Raw genomic sequence first — 13,014 nt, 5'->3', positions numbered from 1 at the left:
CATGACTGAGAAGAAGCTTCGCTCCGCCCGCTGGTTTGCACCCGACGACCTGCGCAGTTTCGGCCACCGCTCGCGCATGATGCAGCTTGGCTATTCCGAAGAGGATTTTGCCGGCAAGCCGGTTATCGGCATCCTCAATACATGGTCGGAGCTCAACACCTGTCACTCGCATTTTCCCGAACGGGTGAAGGATGTGAAGCGCGGCGTTCTTCAGGCTGGCGGCTTCCCCGTCGAGATGCCATCCCTCTCCGTCGATGAGAGCTTTACCAAGCCGACCTCCATGCTTTACCGCAACATGCTGGCGATGGAGACGGAAGAGATGATCCGCTCTCATCCGCTCGATGGCGTCGTGCTGATGGGCGGCTGTGACAAGACCACGCCCGGTCTCGTCATGGGTGCGATCTCCGCTGGCGTGCCGATGATCTATCTGCCCGCAGGCCCGATGCTGAGTGGCAATTATGCCGGCAAGACACTCGGTTCCGGCTCCGACGCCTGGAAATACTGGGACGAACGCCGCGCAGGCAATGTTACCGATGAAGAGTGGAGCGGCGTCCAGGGCGGCATCGCGCGCTCCGCCGGCGTCTGCATGACCATGGGCACGGCCTCCACCATGACCGCGATCACCGATGCGCTCGGTCTGACGCTGCCGGGTGCATCTTCGATCCCTGCCGTGGACTCAGCTCATCTGCGCATGTCGGCTGCCTGCGGCCGTCGCATCGTGGAAATGGTGGCCGAAGATCTGACGCCGAACAAGATTTTGAGTGCGGCAGCCTTCCGCAATGCGGCGATCGTTGCCATGGCAACCGGCTGCTCCACCAATGCGGTCGTGCATCTGATCGCCATGGCTAGGCGCGCCGGCGTGCCGATGACGCTGGACGAATTGGATGCGCTCGGCCGCATCACCCCGCTGATCGCCAATGTCCGTCCCTCGGGCAAAGACTATCTGATGGAGGACTTCTACTTTGCCGGTGGTCTGCGCGCTCTTATGAAGCAGATCGAAAGCCGTCTTGATTGTTCAGCCTTGACGGTGACGGGCCGCAGCATGGGTGAAAACCTGGAAGGCGCCAAGGTCTATAATGACGATGTCATTCGCTCGCTCGACAATCCCGTCTACGCCGAGGGCTCGCTTGCTGTCCTTCGTGGCAATCTCTGCCCGGATGGTGCCGTGATCAAGCCTGCGGCCAGCGATCCCAAGTTCCATGTCCATGAAGGTCCAGCGCTCGTCTTCGATAGCTATCCCGAAATGAAGGCGGCGATCGACGATGAAAATCTTGACGTTACCCCTGATCATGTTCTGGTGCTGCGCAATGCAGGACCACTGGGTGGCCCCGGCTTTCCGGAATGGGGCATGTTGCCCATCCCCAAAGCTCTGATCAAGAAGGGCCACCGCGACATGGTGCGCATTTCCGACGCCCGCATGTCCGGCACGTCCTATGGCGCCTGCGTGCTGCATGTCGCGCCGGAAAGCTTTGTTGGCGGCCCGCTCGCGCTTCTGAAGACAGGTGATATCGTCCGCCTCGATCTGCCCGCACGTCGCCTCGATATGCTGGTCAGCGAAGAGGAGATCGAAAGCCGCCGTGCCGCTTGGCAGCCGCCAGCGCCGCGTTATGAGCGTGGCTATGGCTATCTCTTCTCCAAGCACGTGACACAGGCGGATGAGGGCTGCGACTTCGACTTCCTCCAGACGGATTTCGGCCGCAGCGCTGGCGAGCCGGACATCTACTAAAGGATTGGGTCGATGATGAAGCGTTTGCTGATCACAGGTGCCGGCGGCCAGCTTGGCAGAATGCTGCGCGGGCGTCTCGGCCAGGTTGCCGAAATCGTCCGCCTTTCGGATGTGGCGAAGATTGCCCCGCCCGCCGGACCGCATGAGGAAGTGGTGCGCTGCGCGCTGGAGGATGCTGAGGCCGTCCACGATCTGGTGAAGGATTGCGATGGCATCGTTCATCTGGGCGGCATTTCGGTCGAGAAGGCATACGATCCGATCGAGGACGCCAATCTGCGCGGAGTCTACAATCTCTATGAAGCGGCGCGGGCGAACGGCAAGCCACGCATTCTCTTCGCCTCGACCAATCACACGATCGGCTATTATCCCCAAGGCACTCAGCTCACTGCAGACATGCCCTTCCTGCCGGATGGGCTTTACGGTGTCTCGAAGATTTTCGGCGAGGCGATGGCGAGCCTCTATCATTCCAAGTTTGGCCAGGAGACGGCGATCGTCCGGATCGGTTCCTGCACCGAAAAGCCGATGGATTGGCGCATGCTCTCCACCTGGCTCAGCCATGACGATTTTGTCTCGCTGATCGAGGCCGTTTTCCGCGTGCGAAAGCTTGGTTGCCCGGTGATCTGGGGTGTGTCTGCCAATGATGATGCCTGGTGGGACAACTCTCATGTCGATTTTCTCGGCTGGCAGCGGCGCGACAATGCCGCGCGGTTCCGCGAGGAAATCGAACGGACCGTGCCGCGCCCTGATCTGGAGGCGGCCATCGCGAAATATCAGGGTGGCGTCTTCATCGACGAACCCATTCACAAGGCGTGAAAAACCTTCATCCGTCACGACGAGGAGAACACTATGAACAGCGAAACCCGCGAAAAACTATCGACGATTTCCGTCGCGACACTGGCAACGGCGCTTTATAAGCGCGGCTTGCGCAATCAGGTCATCCAGGGTGTGCGCCCGCTTGGTTACAAGGGCAAGAACATGGTAGGCCCGGCCTTTACCCTGCGCTACATGCCGGCCCGTGAAGACCGCAATCAACTCGTCGAATTCCGCAACCCTGCCCATCCGCAGCGCGTGGCGATCGAGACCTGCCCTCCGGGCCACGTGCTGGTCATGGATAGCCGCAAGGACGCAAGTGCTGCCTCCGCTGGCGATATTCTTGTCACGCGTTTGATGGTGCGCGGCGGTGCCGGTATCGTCTCCGACGGCGGTTTCCGCGACGCGGCAACCATTGCCGAGCTGGATATCCCGGCCTACCACACCCGCCCGTCCAGCCCAACGAACCTCACCAAGCATGAAGCAATTGAGATCAACGGCCCGATCGGCTGCGGCGACGCGCCGGTCTTCCCTGGCGACATCATCGTTGGCGATGCGGATTGCGTCATCGTCATCCCCGCCGGTATTGCCGATGAAATTGCGACCGAAGCCGTCGAAATGACCGCTTACGAGGACTTTGTCGTGGAACGCGTCAAGGCAGGCGAAACGATTATCGGCCTCTACCCCTGCACCAAGGACGAGCACCAGACCGCTTTTGCAGCATGGCGCAAGGAAAACGGTCGCTGACCATAGGGCAAGGCCCTACAGTGTCGGCCCGAAAATCGAAGTCGATTTTCGGAAAGCGCGGCGCTCTAAGCAAGATCATTCATAAAGAAAATGGCCGGGTTCGTCCCGGCCATTTGTCCATCGGCTAAACTCGTCGACGACCGCAATCAGTCGTAGAAGGAATCCACGAACTTGTGGCGACCGAGCAGAAACGCATCGGCGACGTGGGTCAGCGGTGCGAGATCGACGTCGGACGTCTTGGCCTTGATGATCTCGGCAAAGCGCTCGTAAAGGGCAGGGTATTCGCGCTCCGGCTCGGCAAATTTCAGTTCGCCATTGATCGAAAGCTTTGCGCCGCCTTCGGAGAGCACCATCTGACCGGCTTCGGTCTCGGCGACGATATCCCAGCTCTGCTTGCCCGTCTGGCGCCAGTCGAACTCGGCATGCACCGGCATCTTCGTCACGTCGGAGAAGTGGATGTCGGCGGCAATCGGCGCGTCGCGGTTTTCCGGGAATTCCAGCGTCGCCTTGGTGATGAACAGCGCGCGCGGCAGGATATGGGTGATGATCGACAGCGCATTGATGCCGGGGTCGAAGACACCGAGACCGCCGGCCTGCCAGATCCATTCCTGGTTCGGGTGCCAGTGGCGCACATCTTCCTTCCAGATGACGTGAACGCTGTTGATCTTGGTGGAGGCCAGGAAGCTCTTTGCTGCTTCGACGGCCGGTGCGTAGCGCGAATGCCAGCTTGCAAACAGCGACAGGCCTTTGGAATCCGCCAGGCGAACAAGATCCTGCACTTCAGACAGGGTTGCGCCGGGTGGCTTTTCAAGGAAGACATGCTTGCCGGCGTTGAGCGCCGTATAGGCTGCCTCGTAGCGATATTGCGGCGGCATGCAGAGCGACACCGCAGTCACTTCCGGCACGGCTGCGATCAGCTCTTCGATCGTGTGGTGGGACGGCACGCCTTCCACGGTACCATGACGGCTGGCCGTTGCGACAAGGTCGAAATCCGCATTGGCGGCGATGGCTGGAAGATGCTGGTCGCGAACGATTTTGCCGACGCCGACGATGGCAAGCTTGATGGCTGACATGCTTTTAAGACCCGTGTGATGCTCTAAAAATAATACTTTATGCCTTGTATCAGAAACGTGCGGCCGGGCAAGCCGTTGCTCGGCGCTGCCAGCTCAAAATCAGCTGGCGGATGCAACAAGCAGCGGCTTGTGGGCCGGCTTCTTGTAGACCAGATGCACCACCTTGTAGCCCTCGGCTTTCAATTGGGTCAGCAGCGCGGGCAGCATGGTGGCTGTCCGCTTGTGAATGTCATGCATCAGGATGATACCGCTGCCGCGATGGCGAAGGGCAGCAATCGTGCGCGACGCGACGAGCGCAGGTGTATCGGAGAAATAGTCCTTGGAATCCACCTGGACGTCCATGATGACGAGACCGCGCTCGGACACCATGTGTCGCAGGTTGCGGTTATCCGATAGGTAGGGGAAGCGGAAGAACATCGCATCCGTATCCGTCGCCTTCGCCACGGCCTTTTCACCCTTTGCCACTTCCGCCAGCGCCCGATCGAAGGTCAGGTTGCGCAGGTTGGGATGGCTAAAGGTGTGGCTGCCGATCGTGTGGCCTTCGGCCACGACCTTCTTGGCGATGTCGGGATAGTGTTGCGCCATTTCGCCAACCATCAGGAAAGTGGCCTTCACGCCGAACTCGTTCAGTGTCGCAAGAATCCGCTCTGTTTTACCCGGCACCGGGCCATCGTCGAAACTCAGCACGACTTCCTTATTGGCAAGCGCGATGTCTTTCAGCGATGACACCTCGATGTCGCGACCGGCTAGGCCCATCGGATTGCGAGGACGCATCCATGCCGCTGGCGATAGCGCGATCGGATCATGTGCACCTGCCGCGGGATTGTCGGGCATGGTAGCGGCGAAGGAGCTTTTCAGCGACCCTTCGGCCTGCGGCTTACCTGCGCAACTGGAAAGGCACAGCGCAATGGCTGCGGACACGAAGAGTGGGGAGAAGCGCATGAAAAGCTCGGCAAATCAGGGGTGACGTTGTTGCCGAGCTTTCTATGATTATGGTTAACGGCGCGTTACTTACCTTGCTGGAAAGTAACGTTTGATTTATCCAGCCATGGCTTCTTCATATTCGCTGGACAACAACAGCCACTGTTCTTCTGCCGCGGAAAGTTTGGCCGCCGCTTCACCGCGCTGCTTGACCTTTTCTGCTGCTTTGGCCGGCGCCTTTTCATACAGCGTCGGATCGGCAAGCTCCGTGTCGAGCGCTTGAATCTGTTTCTCAAGCTTTGCCGTCAAGGATTCGATTTCGTTGATCTTTTTCTTCAGCGGCGCAAGCTGCGCGCGCTTTTCGGCATTGGCTTTGCGCTGATCCGCCTTGGACGCCTGATCACTTGCGGTTTCGACCTTCTCATCCTTCTTCTTGCCGGAGGCGATGACGATGTCGCGATACTCTTCCATATCGCCTTCGAAGCTCGTCACCGTGCCGTTGTTGACCAGCCAGAGACGGTCCACGGTGGCTTCGATGAGATGCCTGTCGTGCGAAATCAGGATCACGGCACCATCGTAATCATTCAGGGCCTCGATCAGCGCGCGACGGCTGTCGATATCGAGATGGTTGGTCGGCTCGTCGAGGATCAGCAGGTTCGGCGCGTGGAAGGCCGCAAGCCCCATCAGCAGACGGGCTTTCTCACCACCCGACAAATCCTTGGCAGCGGTCGACATCTTTTCCGTCGCAAGGCCCATCTGCGCAACGCGTGAGCGCACCTGCGCTTCCGCCGCCTGCGGCATCAGCTTGCGCACATGCTCAACCGGCGTTTCGTTGGGCACCAGATCGTCCAGCTGGTGCTGGGCAAAGAAGCCGATCTTCAGGCCCGGCGCGATACGCAGATCGCCCGCCTGTGCTGGCAGGCGGCCGGAAATGAACTTGGCGAAGGTGGATTTGCCGTTACCGTTGGAGCCGAGCAGGGCGATACGGTCGTCATTGTCGATGCGCAAGTTCAGACCTTTGAGGATCGGCTTGCCCGGTTCGTAACCGACGACACCGCTCTGGATCGCGACAATCGGCGAGGCGGGCTGCTTTTCCGGCTCCGGAAAGGTGATGGGCTGAACGTGATCCTCGATAACGGCGGCAACGGTGCCCATCCGCTCCAGCGCCTTGATGCGGCTTTGCGCCTGCTTGGCCTTGGAGGCCTTGTAGCGGAAACGGTCAATATAGCTTTGCAGATGCTTGCGCGCGGCATCGCTCTTCACCTTCGCCTTCATCTGCAACTCGTCGGCTTCCGCCTTCTGCCGCTCGAAGGAATCATAGCCGCCGCGATAGAAGGTCAGCTTCTTCTGATCCAGATGGATGATCGAATTGACGGCATTGTTCAAAAGATCGCGGTCGTGGCTGATGATGATGACGGTGTGAGGATAGCGGCGGATATAGTCTTCCAGCCACAGCGTGCCTTCAAGGTCGAGATAGTTGGTCGGTTCGTCGAGCAGCAGAAGATCGGGCTCGGCGAAGAGAACCGAGGCGAGTGCCACGCGCATGCGCCAGCCGCCGGAGAAAGAAGAGGCGGGGCGCAACTGCGCCTCCTGATCAAAACCGAGACCGGCGAGAATGGCCGACGCGCGCGCCTCTGCCGAATGCGCGTCGATATCGACAAGTCGCATCTGGATTTCCGCAATCCTGTTCGGATCCGTCGCCGTTTCGGATTCCTGCAGCAGCGCTGCCCGCTCCTTGTCGGCCGCAAGTACGATGGAGATCAGCGAATCTTCCGTCCCCGGTGCTTCCTGCGCTACCTGTCCAATGCGCGCATGCTTTGGAATGGTGACGCTGCCACTTTCAGAGCCGAGATCGCCGGTGATGACGCGAAACAGCGTCGATTTCCCAGCGCCATTGCGCCCCACCAGACCGGCCTTCACGCCGTCCGGCAGCGAGACGCTGGCATTGTCGAGAAGCAGGCGGCCTGCGATACGGGCGGAAAGGTCGGTAATCGTGATCATGCCAGCCTTTTGGCCGAGTTTCCTGGCGCTTGCAAGATGGGAGAGAGGCAAGCCCCGCGCCATCATGGCCTTCTAGACAGGGGAGGTTGCCATGCCGTCACGAAGAACCCATTCATGAGCCGAATTCTCCAGCCCATCTTGAACCTTGTCAGGCTCGTTCTCTCTCAGGCGATCGTGCTCGGTGGTTTCGTTCTTGTGCAGCGCATGGGCTGGCGGCTGCCGCTTGGGCTTTTCGAAATCCTGCTGATACAGGGCGTTCTGTCGGCGCTGATCGGGCGGCTCCTTGGTCTCTGGTGGTTCTGGATGCCGGTGCAAATCCTTCTGCCCTTCGCCGTCGTCTACAATGACGTCGTCCCGGCCTGGGCCTATGGTCTCGCTTTCATCGCCTGCGTGCTGGTCTTCTGGAATGGTGCGAAGGAGCAGGTGCCGTTCTACATGACCAATCGCCAGACCTGGAAGGCGATCGGTGATCTTGTGGCGCGGGAAAATGCCCGCCGCGTCGCCGATCTGGGCAGTGGTGCCGGCGGCATCGTTACCTTCTTGGCGAAGCATCATCCCACCGTTCAGGTGGACGGTTATGAGACGGCACCGCTTCTGACATTGGTCTCCAAGCTCTGGGTAGCGTTCATCCGCCGTCCCAATGCGGCGATCCTCTATGAGAGCCTGTGGGATGCGGATCTTTCCCAATATGATGTGGTCTACTGCTTCCTGTCGCCCGTACCGATGCCCGGCCTTTACGAAAAGGCAAAGGCGGCGATGCGTCCGGGAACGATCCTGGTCTCCAACAGTTTCGAGGTCCCGGGTGTCGCGCCAGTCACGATCCTGGAGGTCGATGATGCTCGTCGCACGAGGCTTTTCCTCTACAGGTTCTGACCTTCGCTTCATGAGAACAACGTCTCTTCAAACTCCGTGATGGCTGGCATGAAGACTCGTGGTTTGATTTTCGCCGCATCAGCCTGTTCAATGGGGTCATCAAAACAGGAGTGACCATGTCGATTACGCTTTACACGCTCTGCGGCCGTGACATCAGCCGTCCGTTCTCGCCCCATTGCTGGAAAACCGTTTTGTCGCTGGCGCATAAGGGGCTGGATTTCGAAGAGCGTCCGCTCGCCTTCACCGCCATACCCGGCATCGAAAACGGTTTTTCGAAAACCGTGCCTGTCCTGCGTGACGGAGACAGGCTCGTAAAGGATAGCTTCGAAATCGCGGTCTATCTCGATGAGGCCTATCCCGATCAGCCATCGCTGTTCAACGGGGAGGGCGGCAAGGCATTGTCTCGGTTCGTCGAAAGCTGGTCGCAGACGCAGCTCCATCCGGCCATCGTCAGGATCGCGCTTCTCGATATTCACGACATGCTGGATGATCAGGACCAGGCCTATTTCCGCGAGAGCCGGACCAAAGCGCTGGGTGCCGCGCTGGAAGAGGTGATTGCCGAGCGCGAGGCAGAGATTGCTGCGTTTCCTTCTCGCCTTGAACCCATTCGCAAGATGCTCGGCCGCCAGCCGTTCCTTGGTGGTGAAAGCCCGCTCTTTGCCGACTACATCGTCTTCGGCGCGCTTCAGTGGTCGAGGGTCGCAAGCGGCGTTGACCTCTTCGCCGCCAAGGATCCGGTTCGCGACTGGTTCGAGCGCTGCCTCGATCTGCACGGCGCGAAGGGGCGCAGTGTGACAGCGGCGTGAAATGTCGTCCGGCGCATGCCAATTACGGAAAGCCCCCTTGTTTTCGGGCGTTTGGGCGGGTAAACACCGCCCACTTTCTTTCTATGACAAGGAACCGCAATAATGGCGATTGAACGCACATTCTCGATGATCAAGCCGGACGCAACGAAGCGTAACCTCACTGGCGCCATCACCAAGGTTTTTGAAGAAAACGGCCTGCGCGTTATCGCATCCAAGCGCGTCTGGATGAGCAAGCGCGAAGCAGAAGGCTTCTACGCTGTTCACAAGGAACGTCCTTTCTTCGGCGAACTGGTTGAAGGCATGACCTCCGGCCCGACCATCGTTCAGGTTCTGGAAGGCGAAAACGCCATCCTCAAGAACCGCGAAATCATGGGCGCAACCAACCCTGCGCAGGCTGCCGAAGGCACCATCCGCAAGACCTTCGCTCTCTCCATCGGTGAGAACTCGGTCCACGGTTCGGATGCTCCGGAAACCGCTGCCCAGGAAATCGCTTACTGGTTCGCTGAAACCGAAATCGTCGGCTGATCCTATCGGCTGCAAGGCTGAGTGTTTCTGAAAACGGGGCCCGCAACGGCCCCGTTTTTTTTGTTTTCGTTCTCTGCCGCAGATGCTGATCGGGCCAATTCTAGGACGCCGGGCAGTTTTGAACCGGCTTCATGTCCGTCGTGCCGTCACTGCGAAACACCTCTGGGTTCGGCGTGTAGAGGGGGCCGACCACAAGCGGCTTTGCCGGAAGCAGCGATTGATCCGTGTCGGAGGTCACCTTGGTTTCGAGTGTCTGCATCACATGCCCATCGGGCGCTCTCAATCGGATCGTTACCTTGTAGGGCCGGTCCTGCCTGACGCATTCCACCGGTGGGCTTTGAAGAACAATCTTCGAATTTTTAGGAAAAAGCCGTTCGGAGACCGTCAGTGCTTCGCCGCCACGCGGGTTCTCGAACTCCGCCTCTATCACGCTTCCTTCTTCTATCGGCACCTGTGCTTGAAGCGTGACGAGATAGGTTGCCACCGCGACGCGGTAGTTGAAGACGAACATGCGCCCGGAAATTTTCGCGACATCCCTTTGCTCTTCACGCTGGCATCCTGCAAGCGCAAGCAGAATGAAGGATAGGGTCAACCATCTCATTCTGCGGTCTCCTTCTTGCGCTTGTAATGGCGGCTCGCCTTGCGCCGGTTGCCGCAGACCGCCATGTCGCACCAGATCCGGCTGCGGTTCTTGCTGCGGTCGAGAAACAGCCAGCCGCAATTGGTGCAAATGCGCATGTGACTGCGATCAGGGCCGTGAATCAAGTGCAGCACGGAATGGGCCATTGCCGCGGAGAGGTCGTCCGCTTTCGCCGTCCTCAGCGCCGCGGCGCAAGCGCTCAGAAGATCGGCAAGCAGCGCATTGTCTTCCGCCCCCGTCGCAATCGCCGTGCGGAAGTAGCGATCTGTCGCCTCTCTCAGATCAATCAGCACATCTTCCGATTCCACAGGCGGCGGTCGTAAGGCAGTTGGCATGCCTTCTCTTTCGGCACACATCGCAACGGCCGCCTCGCAAAAGCTCTCGATCTGCTTGCTGCTGGCGAAACGGTCGATCGAGCGGTCGGCATCACCGCGTAGAATAACGGTGTTGGCGATATCCAGAGCGAGCGCTCCGCCGGAAAATCGATGCGGTGTCCAGGTGAAGGTCATGAGACAATTATAACTGGTAAAATCAATTTTACCAGTTAGATTGGCGGTGGGAGGGCTGAGATGGCCTATTTTCTGCAGCAGATTCTGAACGCCGTTCCGATTGCAGCTCTCTATGCCGCGCTGGCCTTCGGCTATGCCATCGCCTTTGCCATCACCAAGCGTGCCGATGTCACCTTCGGGGGAATTTTTGCTTTTGCCGGACTGACCTGTCTGCTCTTTGCCGATTTTGGCTGGAACCGGCTTTGGTTGACCCTTGCTGCCACATTGGCCTTCGGGGCGGTCGCTGGCCTTTTTGGCGGGATATGGGCAGGCTTTCTGATCGGCCGCGCCGTGATGCGGCCTCTCGCCCCGGCCACGCCCAACGCGGTCACGGTGGCATCGATCGGGGCGCTGATTGCACTGATGGAGAGTGCAAGACTTGCAGCCGACACCCGTTCGCTCTGGTTGCCTCCGCTCTTCAACGATCGTGTATTGCTCTGGCAACAGGGAGATTTCCTCGTCACGACGACGCCGATCCAGATTTTGAACTCTGCCTGCTTTTGCGCTCTGATCACGGCTGGCTGGCTGTTCCTTCGCTCGTCTCAGTTCGGCAGGCAGTGGAGGGCCGTTTCCGAAGATGACTTTGCAGCAAAACTGATGGGGGTGAATGCGGGCAGGGTGTTTTTGCTGTCATATTGTGCCGCAGCGTTTGTCGCCTCGGTTTGCGGGGTGCTCGCCACCTTTTATTACGGCAATATGGATTTCGGCGCGGGTCTCACCTTCGGCTTGAAAGTCGTCTTGATCTCGGCTGCTGGCGGATATTCGAGTCCACTCAAATCTGCAGCAGGCGCTGCCGCGGTCGGTGTCGGGGAGACGTTCTGGTCGGCCTACGGAGCCGTCACCTTGCGCGATGCCGGCGTCCTCCTCATGCTGATCCTGTGGCTGATCGCAGCGCGCAGCGAACGTCCTTTACCGTAATAGGGATTATTATCGGACATGAAAAAGGCCAGCGTCCATTTGGCGCCGGCCTTTTCGAAACTATCGGTATGTCTCGCGTCAGAAGGCGCTGTTGTTGCCACCGAGGATGCTCTTGGCGATGCCGGCACCCGCAGGGCCACCGGAAAGCAGCTGCTGCAGGAAGGTGAGGTCCTTGCCGCCCGTCGGCGTGGTGCGCGAGATGCTGTCGAAGACCTTGCCGTCCTGAAGCGTGTAGTTCGCCTTCTGAGAGACGACTCCGTTCTTGTCGAAATAGATCGCAAGAATGTTCTGCTCGACGAGCTGCGGTTTCATGAAAGCTGCCCTGCGAACACGCTTTTGCGAGATGTAGTAGAACACCTCATTGCCGAACGTTGCCGTCGTCGACGGCGTACCCATGGTCAGCAGCACCTGTTCGCGGCTCGAGCCGACGGGGATCAGCTGCAGCGACTGTTCGTCCAGCACATAGCCGTTATGGAAAACGTCCGTGGTGCTGGAGCAGGCCGTCAGCAGGCTCGAGGCAACAACAACGGCGATGGCGGCTTTGCTCAGAAACTTGGTCTTTCCGGCCGACTTCTGCTTGTTCACCTGCGTTTCCCCGACTGCGATCATGAATGGCACCTTCCGGCATTGCGTGTCGTACCGCTTCTGTACACACGATTATGTCAATCCGGGGACAGGAATTCCCCGTTTCACCATGGAATGCAACATGTTTCAGAAACCGGCACCGCCTCCTGGCGCCTATCCTTGACTGTTTCAGCACGATGATGAACGTGACTGACACGGCATTGCAATTCTCGGATGCTTCGGTAAACCAGCTTTGACAATCATGCAACAAGTGCGATGGGCGAGACACGATTTCGTCGGTCGATATTCGGATTTTTCGATGGTTTTTGGGCTTTTCAGAAAGAAAAACAACAATCGCGCCATCGTTGATCGCCAATATTCTATATTGACGCAGGCCGCTCGCCAGCCGGGCTTCTATCTGCACATGGGCGTTCCGGACACGGTCATGGGCCGTTTTGAAATGCTGGCGGTTGTGATGATTCTGTATTTTCGCCGCACCAAAGGCGCATCGGTCAGCGGTCAGGAAATCGCCCAGGAGATCGTCGATGCCTTCTTCCAGGATCTCGATCATTCTATGCGGGAACTGGGGATCGGCGACCAGGGCGTGCCGAAGCGGATGAAGAAATTTGCAGGCATGTTTTATGGCAGGCTGGAATCCTATGCCGCTGCAATCGACGGTGCGGATGCCGATGCACTTGCGGCAGCGCTCCGTCGCAATATATATCCCCAGGCAGATGAGGCCGCGCCGGATATGCGCGCGCTTTCGAAATGGATGATGTGGGCGTCGGAGATGCTGTCTGCGCAGCCGGAAGACGCTGTAGCGACGGGAACTGTCACGCTGCCTTCACCGGATTTGTGAGGT

Annotated in this window: 14 protein-coding genes; 8 read left to right on the top strand and 6 right to left on the bottom strand. The window is 58.9% G+C overall.

Annotation, left to right across the window (positions count from 1 at the left end; genetic code table 11):
• Position 1: 1 nt before the first annotated feature.
• Genes araD through ACTJK5_RS07005 form a run of 3 tightly spaced genes read left to right on the top strand, consistent with a single transcriptional unit; the run spans position 2 to position 3,283 of the window.
• Positions 2-1,726, top strand: a complete 1,725-nt coding sequence (araD, locus tag ACTJK5_RS07015) for an L-arabinonate dehydratase (protein ID WP_440612069.1) — start codon at positions 2-4, stop codon at positions 1,724-1,726.
• 12 nt (positions 1,727-1,738) lie between these two features.
• The gene (locus tag ACTJK5_RS07010) at positions 1,739-2,539 is read left to right on the top strand and encodes an NAD-dependent epimerase/dehydratase family protein (protein ID WP_335322682.1); all 801 of its coding nucleotides are present in this window, start codon (positions 1,739-1,741) and stop codon (positions 2,537-2,539) included.
• Between the two features lie 33 nt (positions 2,540-2,572).
• On the top strand, positions 2,573-3,283 hold the full coding sequence (locus ACTJK5_RS07005; RefSeq protein WP_062425600.1) for a ribonuclease activity regulator RraA: 711 nt from the start codon (positions 2,573-2,575) through the stop codon (positions 3,281-3,283).
• Between the two features lie 146 nt (positions 3,284-3,429).
• Here the strand turns inward: ACTJK5_RS07005 and ACTJK5_RS07000 are convergent, their stop codons facing one another.
• From ACTJK5_RS07000 to ACTJK5_RS06990, 3 genes are all read right to left on the bottom strand, one after another.
• Positions 3,430-4,356, bottom strand: coding sequence for a Gfo/Idh/MocA family protein (locus ACTJK5_RS07000; protein WP_112518968.1), 927 nt, complete (start codon positions 4,354-4,356; stop codon positions 3,430-3,432).
• A 99-nt stretch (positions 4,357-4,455) separates the two neighbouring features.
• Positions 4,456-5,298: a polysaccharide deacetylase family protein gene (locus ACTJK5_RS06995; RefSeq protein WP_113265960.1), complete on the bottom strand. Its 843-nt coding sequence runs from the start codon at positions 5,296-5,298 to the stop codon at positions 4,456-4,458.
• 96 nt (positions 5,299-5,394) lie between these two features.
• Positions 5,395-7,278 carry an ABC-F family ATP-binding cassette domain-containing protein gene (locus tag ACTJK5_RS06990; RefSeq protein WP_113225468.1) on the bottom strand — a complete coding sequence of 628 codons (1,884 nt, stop codon included), beginning with the start codon at positions 7,276-7,278 and terminating at the stop codon, positions 5,395-5,397.
• 114 nt (positions 7,279-7,392) lie between these two features.
• Between ACTJK5_RS06990 and ACTJK5_RS06985 the strand changes: the two genes are divergently transcribed.
• From ACTJK5_RS06985 to ndk, 3 genes are all read left to right on the top strand, one after another.
• The gene (locus ACTJK5_RS06985) at positions 7,393-8,151 is read left to right on the top strand and encodes a class I SAM-dependent methyltransferase (protein WP_113260766.1); all 759 of its coding nucleotides are present in this window, start codon (positions 7,393-7,395) and stop codon (positions 8,149-8,151) included.
• A gap of 116 nt (positions 8,152-8,267) precedes the next feature.
• Positions 8,268-8,957, top strand: a complete 690-nt coding sequence (locus ACTJK5_RS06980) for a glutathione S-transferase family protein (protein ID WP_162741854.1) — start codon at positions 8,268-8,270, stop codon at positions 8,955-8,957.
• Positions 8,958-9,059: 102 nt separating this feature from the next.
• Positions 9,060-9,482 carry a nucleoside-diphosphate kinase gene (ndk, locus tag ACTJK5_RS06975; protein ID WP_062425595.1) on the top strand — a complete coding sequence of 141 codons (423 nt, stop codon included), beginning with the start codon at positions 9,060-9,062 and terminating at the stop codon, positions 9,480-9,482.
• Between the two features lie 100 nt (positions 9,483-9,582).
• Here ndk and ACTJK5_RS06970 read toward each other — a convergent pair whose 3' ends face one another.
• Both ACTJK5_RS06970 and ACTJK5_RS06965 read right to left on the bottom strand, forming a co-directional pair.
• A complete protein-coding gene (locus tag ACTJK5_RS06970) occupies positions 9,583-10,083 on the bottom strand; it encodes a hypothetical protein (RefSeq protein ID WP_153311240.1) in 501 nt (166 codons plus the stop codon).
• The gene (locus tag ACTJK5_RS06965) at positions 10,080-10,631 is read right to left on the bottom strand and encodes a CGNR zinc finger domain-containing protein (protein ID WP_440612068.1); all 552 of its coding nucleotides are present in this window, start codon (positions 10,629-10,631) and stop codon (positions 10,080-10,082) included. The genes ACTJK5_RS06970 and ACTJK5_RS06965 overlap by 4 nt, the downstream gene beginning before the upstream one ends.
• 60 nt (positions 10,632-10,691) lie before the next feature.
• Here ACTJK5_RS06965 and ACTJK5_RS06960 point away from each other — a divergent pair, with 60 nt between their 5' ends.
• The gene (locus ACTJK5_RS06960; RefSeq protein ID WP_440612067.1) at positions 10,692-11,588 is read left to right on the top strand and encodes a branched-chain amino acid ABC transporter permease; all 897 of its coding nucleotides are present in this window, start codon (positions 10,692-10,694) and stop codon (positions 11,586-11,588) included.
• A gap of 78 nt (positions 11,589-11,666) precedes the next feature.
• Here ACTJK5_RS06960 and ACTJK5_RS06955 read toward each other — a convergent pair whose 3' ends face one another.
• Positions 11,667-12,197, bottom strand: coding sequence for an outer membrane protein assembly factor BamE (locus tag ACTJK5_RS06955; protein ID WP_062437877.1), 531 nt, complete (start codon positions 12,195-12,197; stop codon positions 11,667-11,669).
• A gap of 274 nt (positions 12,198-12,471) precedes the next feature.
• Between ACTJK5_RS06955 and ACTJK5_RS06950 the strand changes: the two genes are divergently transcribed.
• A complete protein-coding gene (locus ACTJK5_RS06950) occupies positions 12,472-13,011 on the top strand; it encodes a ubiquinol-cytochrome C chaperone family protein (protein ID WP_440612066.1) in 540 nt (179 codons plus the stop codon).
• Positions 13,012-13,014 lie beyond the last annotated feature (3 nt).

The organism is Agrobacterium sp. 22094 (assembly GCF_052046015.1).
GTDB lineage: Bacteria > Pseudomonadota > Alphaproteobacteria > Rhizobiales > Rhizobiaceae > Agrobacterium > Agrobacterium cavarae.
This window is presented reverse-complemented; position numbering and strand designations above follow the sequence as displayed.

Excerpts from the sequence above, each read along its gene's own strand:
- araD (WP_440612069.1), top strand. The coding sequence starts at position 2 with ATGACTGAGAAGAAGCTTCGCTCCGCCCGCTGGTTTGCACCCGACGAC.
- ACTJK5_RS07010 (WP_335322682.1), top strand. The coding sequence starts at position 1,739 with ATGATGAAGCGTTTGCTGATCACAGGTGCCGGCGGCCAGCTTGGCAGA.
- ACTJK5_RS07005 (WP_062425600.1), top strand. The coding sequence starts at position 2,573 with ATGAACAGCGAAACCCGCGAAAAACTATCGACGATTTCCGTCGCGACA.
- ACTJK5_RS07000 (WP_112518968.1), bottom strand. The coding sequence starts at position 4,356 with ATGTCAGCCATCAAGCTTGCCATCGTCGGCGTCGGCAAAATCGTTCGC.
- ACTJK5_RS06995 (WP_113265960.1), bottom strand. The coding sequence starts at position 5,298 with ATGCGCTTCTCCCCACTCTTCGTGTCCGCAGCCATTGCGCTGTGCCTT.
- ACTJK5_RS06990 (WP_113225468.1), bottom strand. The coding sequence starts at position 7,278 with ATGATCACGATTACCGACCTTTCCGCCCGTATCGCAGGCCGCCTGCTT.
- ACTJK5_RS06985 (WP_113260766.1), top strand. The coding sequence starts at position 7,393 with ATGAGCCGAATTCTCCAGCCCATCTTGAACCTTGTCAGGCTCGTTCTC.
- ACTJK5_RS06980 (WP_162741854.1), top strand. The coding sequence starts at position 8,268 with ATGTCGATTACGCTTTACACGCTCTGCGGCCGTGACATCAGCCGTCCG.
- ndk (WP_062425595.1), top strand. The coding sequence starts at position 9,060 with ATGGCGATTGAACGCACATTCTCGATGATCAAGCCGGACGCAACGAAG.
- ACTJK5_RS06970 (WP_153311240.1), bottom strand. The coding sequence starts at position 10,083 with ATGAGATGGTTGACCCTATCCTTCATTCTGCTTGCGCTTGCAGGATGC.
- ACTJK5_RS06965 (WP_440612068.1), bottom strand. The coding sequence starts at position 10,631 with ATGACCTTCACCTGGACACCGCATCGATTTTCCGGCGGAGCGCTCGCT.
- ACTJK5_RS06960 (WP_440612067.1), top strand. The coding sequence starts at position 10,692 with ATGGCCTATTTTCTGCAGCAGATTCTGAACGCCGTTCCGATTGCAGCT.
- ACTJK5_RS06955 (WP_062437877.1), bottom strand. The coding sequence starts at position 12,197 with ATGATCGCAGTCGGGGAAACGCAGGTGAACAAGCAGAAGTCGGCCGGA.
- ACTJK5_RS06950 (WP_440612066.1), top strand. The coding sequence starts at position 12,472 with ATGGTTTTTGGGCTTTTCAGAAAGAAAAACAACAATCGCGCCATCGTT.